This is a genomic window from Exiguobacterium sp. SL-10 (assembly GCF_004337025.1).
Lineage (GTDB): Bacteria > Bacillota > Bacilli > Exiguobacteriales > Exiguobacteriaceae > Exiguobacterium.
On the sequence record NZ_SJUP01000015.1, the window covers coordinates 1 to 15,486 of the forward strand.

At 48.5% G+C, this 15,486-nt stretch carries 25 protein-coding genes and 1 rRNA gene; all 26 read right to left on the minus strand.

The genetic code is table 11. The features are described 5' to 3' along the window. Positions 1 to 106: ribosomal RNA gene (locus tag EVJ33_RS13450) — 16S ribosomal RNA — on the minus strand; the annotation flags it as partial. Positions 107 to 456: 350 nt separating this feature from the next. After that, on the minus strand, positions 457 to 1,077 hold the full coding sequence (locus EVJ33_RS13455) for a KinB-signaling pathway activation protein (RefSeq protein WP_236634635.1): 621 nt from the start codon (positions 1,075 to 1,077) through the stop codon (positions 457 to 459). A gap of 34 nt (positions 1,078 to 1,111) precedes the next feature. Further along, positions 1,112 to 2,143, minus strand: a complete 1,032-nt coding sequence (locus tag EVJ33_RS13460) for an Mrp/NBP35 family ATP-binding protein (protein WP_131437942.1) — start codon at positions 2,141 to 2,143, stop codon at positions 1,112 to 1,114. A gap of 142 nt (positions 2,144 to 2,285) precedes the next feature. Next, on the minus strand, positions 2,286 to 2,678 hold the full coding sequence (rpsI, locus tag EVJ33_RS13465) for a 30S ribosomal protein S9 (RefSeq protein ID WP_021066631.1): 393 nt from the start codon (positions 2,676 to 2,678) through the stop codon (positions 2,286 to 2,288). A gap of 25 nt (positions 2,679 to 2,703) precedes the next feature. Further along, positions 2,704 to 3,141: a 50S ribosomal protein L13 gene (rplM, locus tag EVJ33_RS13470; protein ID WP_034781675.1), complete on the minus strand. Its 438-nt coding sequence runs from the start codon at positions 3,139 to 3,141 to the stop codon at positions 2,704 to 2,706. A gap of 154 nt (positions 3,142 to 3,295) precedes the next feature. Beyond that, the gene (gene truA / locus EVJ33_RS13475; protein WP_131437944.1) at positions 3,296 to 4,036 is read right to left on the minus strand and encodes a tRNA pseudouridine(38-40) synthase TruA; all 741 of its coding nucleotides are present in this window, start codon (positions 4,034 to 4,036) and stop codon (positions 3,296 to 3,298) included. Continuing rightward, complete coding sequence (locus EVJ33_RS13480) at positions 4,033 to 4,824, minus strand: energy-coupling factor transporter transmembrane component T family protein (protein WP_131437946.1); 792 nt, start codon at positions 4,822 to 4,824, stop codon at positions 4,033 to 4,035. Before EVJ33_RS13480 ends, truA begins: the two co-directional genes overlap by 4 nt. Further along, complete coding sequence (locus EVJ33_RS13485; protein WP_131437948.1) at positions 4,821 to 5,699, minus strand: energy-coupling factor transporter ATPase; 879 nt, start codon at positions 5,697 to 5,699, stop codon at positions 4,821 to 4,823. Before EVJ33_RS13485 ends, EVJ33_RS13480 begins: the two co-directional genes overlap by 4 nt. Continuing rightward, on the minus strand, positions 5,675 to 6,511 hold the full coding sequence (locus EVJ33_RS13490; protein WP_029594432.1) for an energy-coupling factor transporter ATPase: 837 nt from the start codon (positions 6,509 to 6,511) through the stop codon (positions 5,675 to 5,677). The genes EVJ33_RS13485 and EVJ33_RS13490 overlap by 25 nt, the downstream gene beginning before the upstream one ends. 69 nt (positions 6,512 to 6,580) lie before the next feature. Then, entirely contained in the window at positions 6,581 to 6,934 is a 354-nt protein-coding gene (gene rplQ / locus EVJ33_RS13495; RefSeq protein ID WP_012727650.1) for a 50S ribosomal protein L17, read from the minus strand. A 24-nt stretch (positions 6,935 to 6,958) separates the two neighbouring features. Beyond that, positions 6,959 to 7,903 carry a DNA-directed RNA polymerase subunit alpha gene (locus EVJ33_RS13500; protein WP_021066625.1) on the minus strand — a complete coding sequence of 315 codons (945 nt, stop codon included), beginning with the start codon at positions 7,901 to 7,903 and terminating at the stop codon, positions 6,959 to 6,961. A gap of 92 nt (positions 7,904 to 7,995) precedes the next feature. After that, positions 7,996 to 8,391 carry a 30S ribosomal protein S11 gene (gene rpsK / locus EVJ33_RS13505; RefSeq protein ID WP_021066624.1) on the minus strand — a complete coding sequence of 132 codons (396 nt, stop codon included), beginning with the start codon at positions 8,389 to 8,391 and terminating at the stop codon, positions 7,996 to 7,998. A gap of 16 nt (positions 8,392 to 8,407) precedes the next feature. Beyond that, the gene (gene rpsM, locus EVJ33_RS13510; RefSeq protein WP_024372197.1) at positions 8,408 to 8,773 is read right to left on the minus strand and encodes a 30S ribosomal protein S13; all 366 of its coding nucleotides are present in this window, start codon (positions 8,771 to 8,773) and stop codon (positions 8,408 to 8,410) included. A gap of 19 nt (positions 8,774 to 8,792) precedes the next feature. Beyond that, positions 8,793 to 8,906 (minus strand): 50S ribosomal protein L36, encoded by a 114-nt coding sequence (gene rpmJ / locus EVJ33_RS13515; protein WP_003156543.1) that lies wholly within the window; start codon positions 8,904 to 8,906, stop codon positions 8,793 to 8,795. Between the two features lie 30 nt (positions 8,907 to 8,936). Then, a complete protein-coding gene (gene infA / locus EVJ33_RS13520; RefSeq protein WP_021066622.1) occupies positions 8,937 to 9,155 on the minus strand; it encodes a translation initiation factor IF-1 in 219 nt (72 codons plus the stop codon). Between the two features lie 105 nt (positions 9,156 to 9,260). Further along, entirely contained in the window at positions 9,261 to 10,019 is a 759-nt protein-coding gene (gene map / locus EVJ33_RS13525; RefSeq protein ID WP_131437949.1) for a type I methionyl aminopeptidase, read from the minus strand. Further along, entirely contained in the window at positions 10,016 to 10,666 is a 651-nt protein-coding gene (locus EVJ33_RS13530) for an adenylate kinase (protein WP_029594431.1), read from the minus strand. The genes map and EVJ33_RS13530 overlap by 4 nt, the downstream gene beginning before the upstream one ends. 77 nt (positions 10,667 to 10,743) lie before the next feature. After that, on the minus strand, positions 10,744 to 12,033 hold the full coding sequence (gene secY / locus EVJ33_RS13535) for a preprotein translocase subunit SecY (protein WP_131437950.1): 1,290 nt from the start codon (positions 12,031 to 12,033) through the stop codon (positions 10,744 to 10,746). Beyond that, positions 12,033 to 12,473, minus strand: coding sequence for a 50S ribosomal protein L15 (rplO, locus tag EVJ33_RS13540; RefSeq protein ID WP_021066618.1), 441 nt, complete (start codon positions 12,471 to 12,473; stop codon positions 12,033 to 12,035). The genes secY and rplO overlap by 1 nt, the downstream gene beginning before the upstream one ends. 31 nt (positions 12,474 to 12,504) lie before the next feature. Further along, entirely contained in the window at positions 12,505 to 12,690 is a 186-nt protein-coding gene (gene rpmD / locus EVJ33_RS13545) for a 50S ribosomal protein L30 (protein WP_021066617.1), read from the minus strand. Between the two features lie 15 nt (positions 12,691 to 12,705). Continuing rightward, positions 12,706 to 13,206, minus strand: coding sequence for a 30S ribosomal protein S5 (gene rpsE / locus EVJ33_RS13550; RefSeq protein WP_021066616.1), 501 nt, complete (start codon positions 13,204 to 13,206; stop codon positions 12,706 to 12,708). Positions 13,207 to 13,226: 20 nt separating this feature from the next. After that, positions 13,227 to 13,589, minus strand: a complete 363-nt coding sequence (gene rplR / locus EVJ33_RS13555) for a 50S ribosomal protein L18 (RefSeq protein ID WP_012727661.1) — start codon at positions 13,587 to 13,589, stop codon at positions 13,227 to 13,229. A 34-nt stretch (positions 13,590 to 13,623) separates the two neighbouring features. Next, positions 13,624 to 14,163 carry a 50S ribosomal protein L6 gene (rplF, locus tag EVJ33_RS13560; protein ID WP_131437951.1) on the minus strand — a complete coding sequence of 180 codons (540 nt, stop codon included), beginning with the start codon at positions 14,161 to 14,163 and terminating at the stop codon, positions 13,624 to 13,626. Between the two features lie 33 nt (positions 14,164 to 14,196). After that, positions 14,197 to 14,595, minus strand: a complete 399-nt coding sequence (gene rpsH / locus EVJ33_RS13565) for a 30S ribosomal protein S8 (RefSeq protein ID WP_021066614.1) — start codon at positions 14,593 to 14,595, stop codon at positions 14,197 to 14,199. A gap of 31 nt (positions 14,596 to 14,626) precedes the next feature. After that, positions 14,627 to 14,896, minus strand: a complete 270-nt coding sequence (gene rpsN, locus EVJ33_RS13570; RefSeq protein ID WP_034781694.1) for a 30S ribosomal protein S14 — start codon at positions 14,894 to 14,896, stop codon at positions 14,627 to 14,629. A 20-nt stretch (positions 14,897 to 14,916) separates the two neighbouring features. Continuing rightward, positions 14,917 to 15,456, minus strand: a complete 540-nt coding sequence (gene rplE, locus EVJ33_RS13575; RefSeq protein WP_016508927.1) for a 50S ribosomal protein L5 — start codon at positions 15,454 to 15,456, stop codon at positions 14,917 to 14,919. Positions 15,457 to 15,486: the final 30 nt, after the last annotated feature.

Sequence of the window (15,486 nt, forward strand, 5' to 3'; positions counted from 1 at the left end):
CCATCAACGTCCCCCCGAAGGGTTCAGATGATTTCCTGCGCTCGACTTGCATGTATTAGGCACGCCGCCAGCGTTCGTCCTGAGCCAGGATCAAACTCTCCAAAGAATTTGATATAGCTCTTTAAAAATGACGAAGCTTGCGCTTCATTCAAAAATTGTAAAACTTTTTTGCCTCATCGTTCAGTTTTCAAAGACCAAGTGTTTGTCGTGTTAGCGACTTTTTAATAATAGCGATTTGGACTTTCAAAGTCAACCGTTTTTTATTATTTTTTTCACTTACTTTCTGTTGTTCAGTTTTGAACAGCAGCGACGTTTATTAATATATCAGCGCCCTGCATTTTCGTCAACTGTTTTTCTAAAAAAACTTTATTTTTTGTTTTATGCTCTGTAACTGAACGATAGAACGTTTCAAACAAACAAGCCCAGACGAATGTCTGAGCTTGTACTAGTACGCTGTCACGATGATTTAGAAGACACACGTTTCTTCGTTTTAGCCTTTCCCGCTGTCGACGGTTTGACGCTCTCTGCCTGAGCAGGCGCTTGGAAGCGGTGAAGCATCAGCACTTGATACGCATTGGCAAACACAAGCGTCGCTAGCGCCGGCCACAAGAGGGCGATTTCATCTGTTGCCTGGAGTGCTGGGATCCATTCAATCAATGTAATAACGATCATCAAAAAGAGCGTCGGGATGAACGCACTCGCGTTCGTCTGTTTCGCCTTACTCGTTGCGATGATCCATGACACGATTACCAACACGACCATCTCACCGATATAGCGCCACATATGATCATTACCGAACGCGAGCATACGAAGATAGACCGCATCAAACAACGCGAAGGCGATCAATAGCACTTGCACGCGGTTCCACAGTCTTGGACCTCGGAATAAATCTAATCCAACCCGGTGGACGATCAAGTAGGCGAAAAAGCCCATCATGCTAATCCCGGTCCACGTGCTCGAGTAACTGAGCGCCGTCACAATCGCTTCCCATGATTGACTCACCAAATAGCCAGGATTGGCTAGCAAGTTCATGACAAATCCGAACAACGTCCCGAAGACGAGCGTCGTCCAAAACAATCTTAAAAATCCTTGTACCTTCATCTGTAAACCATTACCCTTCTATCTGTTGAATGACCGCTTGCGCCAGTCCGTCGTAAGTTTTTTCGAATGGATGCCCGTCCCGATAAACGGATGGGGCAAAGTCTTCTTCGTTCTCATACGGCTGACCGAGGGGAATTTGTGCGAGCAACTTGCTCTTCAACGCCTCGGACAATTTTTCGCCACCACCGTAGCCGAAGACGTATTCTTTCTCACCTGTTACTTTACTTTCAAAATACGCCATGTTCTCAATGATGCCAAGCACTTTATGGTTCGTCTTGATGGCCATTGCCCCGGCTCGCGCAGCGACAAAGGCAGCTGTCGCGTGTGGCGTTGTGACAATCAACTCTTGACATGCAGGAAGCATCGAGTGGATATCAAGGGCGACATCTCCAGTCCCCGGTGGCAAATCGAGGAGTAAATAGTCCAGGTCGCCCCATTCGACGTCGTTGAAGAAGTTATTGAGCATTTTTCCGAGCATCGGTCCACGCCAGATGACTGGTGCATTATCCTCTACAAAGAAGCCCATCGAAATGACTTTCACGCCGAATCGTTCGACCGGAATGATTTTCTCTCCACGGACGACAGGTCGCTCTTCAATTCCAAGCATATCCGGTACACTAAAACCGTAAATATCCGCATCAATCAACCCAACCTTCTTCCCGGCTCGCGCTAACGCGACTGCCAAGTTGACTGAAACGGTCGATTTACCGACGCCGCCTTTCCCTGATGCGATTGCAATGAACGTCGTACCGGAATTCTCACGAAGAATGGCCGGCTTCGTCGCTTCTTTTAAGCTTTCATCATTGAGTGCCTCGAAACGAAGGCCGACCGTCTTGAAGCCTTTCCCCTTGAGCAACGTGACGATCTCTTGTTGAAGTTGAAGCTGTTCGCCACTCCCGGTTTGACCGAGTGCCACTTTTACACTGACATAATCTTCTTTAATGCGAATATCCTTCACGCCAGCTGTATCTCCAAGCGTACGGTTGATTGTTGGATCGATCAACCCCGCCAATTCTTCACGAACTTGTTCTACTGTAAGCATGTGGTTTCCCCCTAATTTCTGTCTCGCTAACAGTATATCAAAAAAAGCGTTTTCTTGAGGGAATGGAGGTCAACAATTTCACGAGCAACAAAAAAACTCTCTACCCCAATGGGCAGAGAGTTTGAACCAAATTGTTCGAAGATTAACGCTTCGAGAATTGTGGTGCGCGACGTGCAGCTTTAAGACCGTATTTTTTACGTTCTTTCATGCGAGCGTCACGAGTCAAGAAGCCTTTTTCTTTGAGGCTTGGACGGAATTCTGGGTCCGCTTGAAGAAGCGCACGCGATACGCCGTGGCGAATTGCTCCAGCTTGTCCAGTGAATCCACCACCGTTAACGTTAACGATTACATCGTATTTACCTTCTGTTTCAGTCAATACGAGTGGTGATTTTGCCATCATGATCAAAGTCTCATGTCCGAAGTATTCTGAAATATCACGGCCATTTACAACAACTTTGCCGTCACCTGCAACGAGGTGAACGCGAGCCACCGAGTGTTTGCGGCGGCCTGTTCCGTAGTAACGTACATCTGCCATCGTTTAGTTCCTCCCTGTGTCCCGATTAACCGCGAAGTTCGTAAACTTCTGGTTTTTGTGCTGCGTGGTTGTGCTCAGCTCCAGCGTAAACGTGGAGTTTAGTGAATGATTGACGACCAAGTGATCCTTTTGGAAGCATCCCTTTGATTGCGAGTTCAAGCATACGCTCTGGACGTTTTGCGAGAAGCTCTTTTGCAGTTTGTGATTTCAAACCGCCTGGATGACCTGAATGACGGTAGTAAATCTTGTCGTTCATTTTGTTACCAGTTAAGTGGATTTTCTCAGCGTTGATGATGATGACGTGGTCTCCGCAATCAACGTTTGGTGTGAAAGTCGGCTTGTGCTTACCGCGAAGAAGTGATGCTACTTCACTAGTCAAACGACCAAGTGTTTTGCCTTCTGCGTCGATAAGGAGCCATTTGCGTTCTACTTCAGATGCTTTTGCCATGAATGTCGTGCGCATGTGGAATACCTCCTAAAATGTCTGTTTACTAATTTTTTTTAGTGCTTGTTTGATGCTTTATCATAATCCTAGTTTACGGGGCTAAGATTGTGGTTCATCTCTCAATGTGAAAATGAAATGCCAATGAATATAATACGATTTTATAGGGGGAATGTCAATCTACTTTTTCATAATTCACATTCCACAAGTATAGACCGTGCGGTGGGGCTGTAATCCCAGCGCTGCGCCGGTCTTTTGAGGCGAGCATCCGGCTCACGTCCGCCGGCTCATATTTCCCACGCCCGACCTCTAACAACGTCCCCACCATGATCCGGACTTGGTTATAAAGAAAACCCGAGCCGACGAAACGGACGTACATCTCATCGCCCGCCTCGACGAGCTCCGCTTCATAGATCGTGCGGACACGATCTTCGACTTCCGCCTTCGTCACCGAGAAGGAAGTGAAGTCGTGAGTTCCGACGAGCGTGCGTAGCGCCTGTCGCATCCGCTCATGATCGAGCTTATACGTGACCGTCACGGCATGATGACGCCGGAACGGGTCGGCGTCGCTTCGGAAGAAATAACGATACTCTTTTCGCTTCGCCCCGTAACGCGCATGAAACGATGCATCGACCTCTTCAGCGGACCGAACGAGAATATCATCCGGCAACATCGCGTTCAACGCTTTAACAAACCGATCGGCTGGCATCGCGAGGTGCGTATCAAAGTGTAGCACTTGTCCTCGAGCATGTACACGAGCATCTGTACGGCCCGATGCCACCACCTTGACTGTCTGACTATGCATCCGCGCTAGCACAGCCTCTACTTCGGCTTGTATGGTATTTCCATTCGGTTGTACCTGATAACCCGCATAATTCGTTCCATCATACGCAATCGTCAATTTAATTCGCTTCATTCGATCCCTCGCAATCCAATCAAGATGAGTGTCACGACGACAAAGAGGAGGAGCAACGCCGTATCACGCCGATGCCACGTCATCTCACGCAAGCGCGTCCGTCCTTCACCCCCACGGTACCCACGGGCTTCCATCGCCGTAGCGAGGTCTTCAGCGCGTTTAAACGCCGACACGAATAATGGGATCATGAGTGGGACGACCGCCTTCAAGCGATCTTTGATCGGCCCGCTCTTCAAATCGACACCTCGCGCCTGCTGAGCTTTCATAATACGATCCGTCTCGTCAGCCAAAGTCGGCAAGAACCGAAGCGAGATGGACAACATAAGAGCGATCTCATGCGCAGGCACCCGGAACCGTTCGAGGGGACGGAGCCCTGCTTCAATCGAATCGGTTAATTCCATCGGTGTCGTCGTCAGCGTGACGAGCGTCGTCAACATGACAAGGTAGAAGAAGCGAAGCGAGACGATCAAGCCCATCCGGACGCCTTCCGAATAAATCGCGAACGGACCGAACGTAATCAATTCTGTCCCGTCCCGGTTAAAGAACAGTTGCAGCAACAGCGTGAAGACGATTAAAAACAAAATCATCTTTAGGCCGTTCCATAAATACCGCCATGACAATTGAGACAGTCTCACGGCGAACAAGGTAAAGCCGAGCAAGAACACGTTCGTCCATAAGTTATCAGCTAAAAAGACGATTGGAATGAAGCCGAGGATGAACAACGTCTTCGCTCGCGCATCGAGCGTATGGAGCCATGAATGTCCGGGAATGTACTGTCCGATAATCATGTCGCTCTCCCCTTTCTCAATTCGAGCGCGATCCAGTCTGCCAATTCGCCTTCGGTCCGTAAGGCCGGTGTCGCGACACCGAACACAGGGGCAAGCTCACTCGCAAAACGAAGCACATGCGGGACTTCAAGCTGGAGCCCTTTGACAAGTGCCTCATCTTTGAACAAGTCAAATGGATTCCCATCAAAGGCGACCTCGCCCCGTTCCATGACGACAACTCGTTCTGCGTACGCTAACACGTCGTCCATATCGTGCGAAACGAGAATGAGCGTCAAATCGAGTTCTTGCTTTAATCGTTTGAATAATGCCAGCATCTCACGACGGCCGAGCGGGTCGAGCCCTGCCGTCGGCTCATCCACGACGAGAACGTTCGGACGGCTCGCGAGTACGCCGGCGATTGCGACGCGACGCATCTGTCCGCCCGAAAGATCGAACGGGGAACGGCCCCATAACGTTTCATCCAGTCCGACGAGGCGCAACGCAGCATGAGCCCGCTCTTTCGCTTCGTCTTCAGACGCCCCAAAATTTCGTGGACCAAACATGACGTCGCGTTCGACCGTCTCTTCAAATAGTTGATGCTCCGGATATTGAAAGACGAGCCCAACGCGGCGCCGAAGCGGAAGCAGGCTTTGCTTTTTATCGCGACGCTTCGTGATCGCACGGACTTCGATGTCATCGACAACGACACGCCCTTTTGTCGGTCGCAGCAGTCCATTCATATGTTGAACGAGCGTTGACTTCCCTGAGCCGGTGTGGCCAAGAAACGCAACAAGCGCCCCCGACGGAATAGACACATTCACATCGCGCAGCGCGGTTCGTTCAAACGGAGTATTCAATTGATATTGGTAAGTCACTTCTTCAATGCTAATCGGCATAGATGGTTCACCAACTCCGAATGTTGTAGCATCAGACGATCGAGTGGTATGCCCCGTTCCTTCAGTTCGAGTTGCATCCGGACAATAAACGGCACGTCGAGCTGGATGGCTCGTAACGCCTCCGGATTTTGAAACACGTCTTCGGGTGTGCCGGTCATCGCAATCTTGCCTTTTGACAATGCAATGATACGGTCGGCAAACAACACTTCGTCGAGCTCGTGGGTAATGGCGACAACGGTCATCCCTTCTGAGACGAGCTGCTGTACCGTTTCAATCACCTCTTTGCGCCCGATCGGGTCAAGCATCGAGGTAGCTTCATCGAGCACGAGGACATGCGGGCGCATTGCGAGAGCCGAAGCAATCGCAACGCGCTGCTTTTGTCCACCGGATAACTGATGCGGTTCACGGTCCGCTAGTTCCGATAATCCAACGCGCGCTAGACTGTCATCAATTCGACGAACCATTTCTTGACGTGGAAGTCCCATGTTTTCGAGAGAAAATGCCACATCATCGCGCACGGTCGCCCCGACAAACTGGTTGTCAGGATTTTGGAAGACGACACCGATCCGTTTCCGAACGTCCCACACGTCTGTGGCGTCCGTTGGATCGAGTGCTTCCACCCGGACTTCTCCTTCTTGAGGAAGCAAAAGCCCATTCCACAACTTCGTCAAAGTCGATTTTCCAGAACCGTTATGGCCAACGATGGCGAGCCATTCCCCTTTGTATACGTCGAGTGACAACCCATTGAGGGCTGGCTCGGTCTGTCCCGGGTAACGAAACACGATATCGCGTACCATAATTTGAGATTCCATCTGCCGACTCCTTTCCGATGTGGAAACAGGGCAATACGTCACCGCATGCCCTGTTGACTGCCTAATGAATTAGACGAGTTCGATGATTACGACTTCCGCACCGTCACCGCGGCGTGGGCCGACTTTCATGATGCGTGTGTATCCACCTTGACGTTCAGCGTAGCGTGGTGCCACGTCTTCGAACAATTTTTGGATTGCGTCTTTTTCTCCAGCGTTCTCTTTACGAACGAATGAAGCTACTTGACGACGGGCATGAAGATCGCCACGTTTCCCAAGAGTGATCAATTTTTCAACGACTGGGCGAAGTTCCTTCGCTTTTTGTTCAGTTGTTTGAATGCGCTCGTTGATAATAAGGTCAGTTGCAAGATCACGTAAAAGTGCCTTACGTTGTGAGCTTGTACGGCCGAGTTTCGAATAAGCCATTACATTTCCCTCCTTCGGTTGAACTTAGTCTTCTTTGCGCAAGCCCAAACCGAGCTCGTCCAACTTGAGTTGAACTTCTTCGAGTGATTTACGTCCGAGGTTACGAACTTTCATCATCTCTTCCTCTGATTTGTTTGCGAGTTCTTGAACAGTGTTGATGCCGGCGCGCTTCAAGCAGTTGTACGAACGAACTGAGAGATCGAGTTCTTCAATCGTCATTTCGAGTACTTTTTCTTTTTGGTCTTCTTCTTTCTCGACCATGATTTCTGCATTGAGAGCTTCGTCAGTCAAGCCAACAAAGATATTCAAGTGTTCTGTCAAAATTTTCGCCCCGAGTGATACTGCTTCTTCCGGACGGATTGAACCATCTGTCCACACGTCTAATAGAAGCTTATCGAAGCTAGCATCTTGACCGACACGTGTTTTATCTACTTCGTAGTTCACACGTTGAATCGGTGTGTAGATCGAATCGATTGGAATAACGCCAATCGGCATATCATCACGTTTGTTATCTTCTGCCTGGACGTAACCACGACCACGGCGAGCAGTCAAACGCATGCGAAGCGTCGCGTTGTCAGCGAGAGTCGCGATGTGGAGCTCAGGATTCAAGATTTCAACGTCGCTATCATGGGTAATGTCTGCCGCAGTGACAGCACCGGCACTTGAAACATTAATCTCAAGCGTTTTCTCTTCGTCTGAGTACACTTTGAGCGCCAACTTCTTGAGGTTTAATACGATTTGCGTGACGTCTTCGACGACTCCGTCAATCGTAGAGAACTCATGAAGTACGCCATCGATTTGAACTGCTGTTACCGCTGCACCAGGGAGCGATGACAAAAGAATCCGACGTAGTGAGTTGCCGAGAGTCGTGCCATATCCACGTTCAAGCGGTTCTACCACGAATTTACCAAACGTAGCATCCTCGCTGATTTCGACCGTTTCGATCTTTGGTTTTTCAATCTCGATCATCTGAACCCCTCCTTGAGTGTATCCTGCCATGCAGCGTGAGCTGCATTGTATATGCTGTTTGTGCTAGGTAAGCCCTTCACACGCACAAGCGATTATACGCGGCGACGTTTTGGAGGGCGGCAACCGTTGTGCGGAACTGGTGTTACGTCACGGATTGCAGTTACTTCAAGACCAGTAGCTTGGAGGGCACGGATAGCCGCTTCACGTCCAGCACCAGGACCTTTAACGTTAACTTCTACTGTACGCATACCGTTGTCCATTGCAACTTTCGCTGCAGTTTCAGCAGCCAATTGTGCTGCGAACGGAGTCGATTTACGTGATCCTTTAAATCCAAGGTTACCAGAAGTAGCCCATGAGATCGCGTTACCTTGCGTGTCAGTGATTGTGATAATTGTGTTGTTGAATGTAGAACGGATGTGTACCACACCGACTTCAACATGTTTTTTGACTTTACGTTTTGAACGTACATTTTGCTTACGTTTCGCCATTGTTCAATTCCCTCCTTTACTTCTTCTTGTTCGCTACTGTACGGCGTGGGCCTTTACGAGTACGCGAGTTGTTCTTCGTGTTTTGTCCGCGAACAGGGAGACTACGACGGTGACGAACACCGCGATATGCGCCGATCTCGATCAAACGTTTAATGTTGAGTGAAACTTCACGGCGAAGGTCACCTTCAACTTTAATTCCGTCAATTGCTTCACGGATACGGTTGATTTCGTCTTCTGTCAAATCACGTGTGCGTGAATCTTCAGATACGTTTGCAGCCTTCAAAATTTCTTGTGCTCTTGTTTTACCAATACCAAAGATGTATGTGAGCGAAATAACGATACGTTTTTCGCGTGGAATATCTACACCAGCAATACGTGCCATGTGTGCACCTCCTCTTAGATTAACCTTGTTTTTGTTTGTGTTTCGGGTTTTCGCAAATTACCATTACTTTACCCTTACGACGAATAACTTTACATTTTTCGCAGATCGGTTTTACCGACGGTCTTACTTTCATGATTATACCCTCCTCCTGGAAAAATCGGAGTTACTTGTAACGGTACGTAATCCGCCCGCGAGTCAAGTCGTACGGAGACAACTCGACAGTTACGCGGTCACCTGGAAGGATTCGAATGTAGTGCATCCGAATTTTCCCTGAGACGTGCGCGAGCACCGTGTGGCCGTTTTCTAACTCCACTTTAAACATTGCGTTTGGAAGTGGTTCGACAACAGTGCCTTCCACTTCAATGACATCTTGTTTCGCCATCATTTATTCCCCTTTCTATATGAAGATATTTAGGAGCACAGACGATCTATCGCATTGTACTGTGAGAGAAGGATCCATAACGGATCAGCACGAAGCAATAGAGCCTCATTCACCGGAATCGAGTTTCGTTAAAATCTCGTATCCATCGTCTGTGATGGCGATGGTGTGCTCAAAGTGGGCGCACATGCTACCGTCCACTGTCACAACTGTCCAGTTGTCAGCCAGTGTCCGAACATAGCGTTGACCAGCGTTGACCATTGGTTCAATGGCTAACGTCATTCCAGTCTTCAGGCGCGGCCCTTTCCCCGGTGGACCATAGTGCGGAATTTGCGGTTCTTCATGCAAATTTTGTCCGACACCATGACCGACATATTCGCGGACGACAGAGAAATCATGAGATTCCACATACGCTTGAATCGCATGCGAAATGTCTGTCAAACGCTGTCCAGCCTTAGCGTGCTCCAATCCTTTATACAGACTTTCTTCAGTCACGTCAAGTAACTGCTGTGTCTCTTCCGAGATTGTTCCCACTGGATACGTCCAAGCGGAATCTCCATGGTATCCGTTATAGTAGGCACCGATATCGATCGAGATGATATCTCCATCGTTCAATACCCGTTTTCCGGGAATCCCATGAACAAGCTCTTCGTTCACTGAAGCACAAACGCTACCGGTAAACCCGTTGTAGCCTTTGAACGACGGTGTCGCACCTTGGCTGCGAATGTATTCTTCCGCGATCCGGTCGAGCTCAAGCGTCGTAATACCTGGTTTGATGTGCTCTTTGAGCACCTGGTGTGTTCGAGCAACAATTTGCCCAGCCTCACGCATAATCGCTACTTCACGAGGCGTCTTCGTGATGATCATTCAGTACCACCGAGTAACGCTTTGACATCGGCGTATACGACATCGATTGGACGATCTCCATCCAATGTACGAAGATACCCTTTTTCAGCGTAAAAGTCAATGAGTGGTTTCGATTGCTCGATGTTGACGTCAAGGCGACGGCGGACCGTTTCCTCTTTATCGTCTTCACGTTGCATGAGAGCCGACCCATCCACATCACAGATGCCTTCCACTTTAGGTGGGTTGAAGATCACGTGATATGTCGCACCACACGTCGGGCAGATCCAACGACCTGTCAAACGCGGGACGAGAATTTCCGCATCCACATCGATGTTCACGACATGGTCAATCTGTTTTCCCAAATCTTTAAGCAAACTTTCGAGTGCCTCTGCTTGAGCAACAGTACGCGGGAATCCATCGAGTAAGAAGCCGTTTTTCGTATCATCTTGACTCAAACGCTCACGTACGATTCCGATTGTTACCTCATCCGGTACGAGTTCGCCTTTATCCATGAACGATTTTGCTTCTTTGCCGAGTGGCGTTCCGCCTTTGATTGCCGCACGAAACATGTCGCCTGTCGAAATGTGTGGGATTTGGTACTCTTCGACGATTTTTGCCGCTTGAGTCCCTTTCCCTGCACCCGGTAAGCCCATGAGTACTAGATTCATCTCAGTTAGCCTCCAGTTTTGATTTTCACAACACGTCGTAACACGACAGGAAGGAAGGGTGTACCCTTCCTTCCGCTTTAACGGATAAAGCCTTTGTAGTGTCGTTTTACGAGTTGACTCTCGATTTGTTTCATCGTTTCGAGGGCTACCCCGATGACGATCAACAAGCTCGTTCCTCCGATTTGCACCGAAGTTGGGAGACCGGCAAGCTTAATGAAGATTGTCGGCATGATCGCTACGAGCGATAAGAAAATCGCTCCGAAGAAAGTCAAACGATAGAGTAACTTCGTGATGTACTGTTCTGTTTGCGCCCCAGGACGAATCCCAGGAATATAGCCACCTTGCTTCTGCAGGTTTTCTGCCATCTGTTCAGGGTTGACCTGAATGAATGTATAGAAGTAAGCGAACGCGATGATGAGCGCTACGTAGATCGACATTCCGATTGGAGACGTCGTATCGAAGTAAGTCTGCAACTTCTGCGTCGTTTCTGGAGAAGCAATGAAGCTTGCAACAGTTGGTGGTGTCACCATGAAGGAAATCGCGAAGATGACCGGGATGACACCGGCAGCGTTTAGTTTGATTGGCAAGTGCGTCGACTGTCCGCCCACAGGGGTACGGTTCGCCGTGCGTTTTGCATATTGGATTGGAATTTTGCGGGCCGCTTGTTGAACATAAATGATCCCAACCGTCACCGCAAGAATAACCAACGCCAATACAACCAAGTAAACGATGTTAATGAATAACGCATCTCCAGCATTTTGGAGCTTCGTTTCATAAATCTGCGTAAAGATTCTTGGGAACCCAGCGACGATACCGGCGAAGATAATGATGGAAATACCATTTCCAACACCTTTCTCCGTCGTCATCTCACCAAGGAACATCAAGAACGCCGTACCTGCAGTCAGTACGATCGCAATCACGAAGTAGGTTGCCGTGCCCCACGTCTCGTTGACGAGACCTGGATAGAGGCGGTTAAATCCGAACGACAATGACGTCGCTTGGATAAACCCTAACATGATCGTCCCATAGCGCGTGACCGTCGCTAGCTTTTTACGTCCAGACTCGCCTTGTTTTGCCCATTCGGCAAACTTCGGAACGACGTCCATTTGTAAAAGTTGCACAACGATCGATGCCGTGATGTACGGCATGATCCCCATTGCGAACAGGGAGAAGTTCTGTAAAGCATTTCCTCCAAACAAGTTCAAGAAGTCTAAAAGACCACCTGAGTCAAAACGCAACACATCCGTATTCACCATCGGCACCGGGATATGGGCCCCGATGCGGAAAATGATGATGATTGCGAGTGTGAAGAGAATACGCTGTCGAATATCTTTCACGCGCCACATATTGGAGATCGTCTGAAACATCAGATCACCTCAACTGAACCGCCAGCTGCTTCGATCGCTTCTTTCGCTGCACCCGAGAATTTGTTGGCTTTTACAGTCAATTTTGTTTCAAGCTTGCCGTTAGCAAGTACTTTGATTCCGTCTTTAGCAGAGCTGACAACACCAGTCTCAATTAAGAGTTCTGGAGTAACTTCAGTACCTGCCTCGAAACGGTTAAGCGTGTCTAGGGAAACAACTGCATACTCTTTACGAGTAGGGTTGTTGAAACCGCGTTTTGGAAGACGACGGTAAAGTGGGTTTTGCCCACCTTCGAATCCTGGACGAACGCCACCGCCCGAACGAGCTTTTTGACCTTTATGTCCACGGCCAGAAGTTTTACCGTTACCAGTCGCCATACCGCGACCGACACGGTTGCGTTCGTGACGCGAACCTGGAGTTGGCTTCAATTCATGGAGTTTCATAGTGGCACCTCCTTATTTAGTAAGATCTTTATTATTCGTTGATTTCGTTTACAGTCACAAGGTGCGACACTTTTTTGATCATACCGCGCATCGCTACGTTGTCAGGGACAACGACAGTCTGATGCATTTTACGAAGACCGAGTGTACGTACTGTTACACGCTGATCTTCCGGACGACCAATAGTGCTGCGTGTGAGGGTGATTGCGAGTTTCGCCATGTCTAATTCCCTCCCTTATTTAAGAAGTTCTTCTACGCTTTTACCGCGTAGTTTAGCAACTTCCTCTGCTTTTTTAAGCTCTGTCAAGCCTTTAACCGTCGCACGGACGATGTTGATTGGTGTGTTAGATCCAAGCGATTTCGAAAGGATGTCACCTACACCTGCGAGTTCGAGCACTGCACGAACTGGACCACCTGCGATAACCCCAGTACCTTCAGAAGCTGGTTTCATGAATACACGACCTGCTCCGAATACTCCTGTGATTTCGTGTGGAATTGTTGTACCAACCATAGGTACTTGAACCATGTTTTTCTTAGCGGCTTCAATAGCCTTGCGGATCGCTTCTGGCACCTCTTGTGCCTTACCTGTACCGAAACCGACGTGACCATTTTTGTCACCTACGACGACGAGAGCGGCGAAACGGAAGCGACGGCCACCTTTCACGACTTTCGCGACGCGGTTTACGGTAACAACGCGTTCTTCAAGTTGTTCCATGTTAACGTCTAACTGGCGCATCAAGTGTCCCCTCCTTTTTGTTAGAATTTAAGACCTGCTTCACGAGCTGCTTCAGCAACAGCTTTGACGCGGCCATGATAGAGGTATCCACCACGGTCGAACACAACAGTGTCGATACCTTTCTCGAGTGCACGTTCAGCTGCAAGTTTACCAACAGCTTTCGCTGCTTCAACGTTGCCGCCGTTTGTAAGATCGAGAGCTTTATCTTTCGAAGATGCTGACACAAGCGTTGTTTGTGCTGCATCATCGATGAGTTGAACGTAGATGTGCTTGCTCGAGCGGAATACGTTCAAACGTGGACGAGCTGCTGTCCCTGTGATCGTACGACGTACACGAGCATGACGTTTCTTACGAACTGCATTTTTGTCTGCTTTTGTGATCATTTATGCCACTCCTTTCCGTTCATTTCGTGACGAATTACTTACCAGTCTTACCTTCTTTACGGCGAATACGTTCATCAGAGTAACGAACACCTTTACCTTTGTAAGGTTCTGGAGCACGGTACGAGCGGATTTGAGCTGCAACGTGACCGACGCGCTCTTTGTTAATCCCTTTAACGATGATTTGCGTGTTTGAAGGAACTTCGATCTCGATACCTTCTTCAGCAACGTACTCGATTGGGTGCGAGTAACCGAGGCTGAGGACGAGTTTGTTTCCTTGCTTAGCAGCACGGTAACCAACCCCTGAGATCTCAAGTGTTTTCTGGAATCCGTTAGACACACCTTCTACCATGTTGGCGATAAGGGCACGTGTCGTACCGTGGATCGTACGGTTCTCTTTCGAGTCATCCGGACGAACGACAGTCAATTCGTTTTCTTCAATTTTGACTTCCAAGGCTGGGTTAGCTGAAAGCGAAAGTTCACCTTTAGCACCTTTTACTGTGACCGTGTTGTCTTCTGCAACCGTGACAGTAACGCCAGCTGGAATCGTAACTGGTTTTTTACCAATACGTGACATTGATTACACCTCCGTTCTTGTTAGAAAAGTGACTTACCAGATGTAGGCGAGCACTTCGCCGCCGACTTGTTGTTGGCGAGCTTCTTTATCAGTCATAAGACCTTTTGATGTCGAAAGAACTGCGATACCGAGTCCTCCGAGTACTTTTGGTACTTCATCAGCTTTTGCGTATACACGAAGACCTGGTTTCGAAATGCGTTTGAGACCAGTGATAACACGTTCGTTGCTTGCTCCGTATTTAAGGAACAGACGAAGTGTACCTTGCTTAGCGTCCTCGATATATTCAACATCGCGAATGAAACCTTCACGCTTGAGGATCTCTGCAACCTCACGTTTGATATTAGAAGCTGGAAGCTCTAATTTTTCATGGCGAACCATGTTAGCGTTACGGATACGTGTAAGCATATCTGCAATTGGGTCTGTCATTACCATGCGATGTACCTCCTTTCACACTGTTAGTGGATTACCAGCTTGCTTTTTTAACACCAGGGATTTGACCTTTGTATGCAAGATCACGGAACTTGATACGGCTGATCCCGAATTTACCCATGTAACCATGTGGACGACCTGTGATACGGCAACGGTTATGAAGACGTACAGGTGAAGAGTTACGTGGCAATTTGCTGAGTCCGATGTAGTCGCCTTCAGCTTTTAATTGTGCACGTTTCTCAGCGTACTGGGCAACGAGTTTCTCGCGTTTGTGTTCGCGATTCACCATTGACTTTTTAGCCATGTTGTCGACCTCCCTTTAGATTATTTTTGGAATGGCATTCCGAGAAGTGTGAGCAATTCACGAGCTTCTTCGTCTGTGTTCGCTGTTGTAACAACAACGATATCCATACCGCGTACTTTAGTTACTTTATCGTAATCGATCTCAGGGAAAATAAGTTGCTCTTTCACACCAAGCGTGTAGTTACCGCGTCCGTCGAATGCTTTCTTCGATACACCGCGGAAGTCACGTACACGTGGAAGTGAAACAGTTACCAATTTGTCGAGGAAATCGTACATACGCTCGCCACGAAGAGTAACCTTCGCACCGATTGGCATGCCTTCACGAAGTTTGAAACCAGCGATTGATTTCTTAGCCTTCGTTACGAGTGGTTTTTGACCAGAAAGAATTGATAATTCTTCCACTGCCATGTCAAGAGCCTTCGAGTTCGAAACAGCGTCACCTACACCCATGTTGATGACGATCTTGTCGACCTGTGGGACTTGCATAACTGAGTCATAGTTGAATTTATCCATCATCGCTTTCACGATGTCGCTTTTATACTTCTCTTGCAAACGGTTCATAGTCGAATGGACCTCCTTTCGTCACGTTCT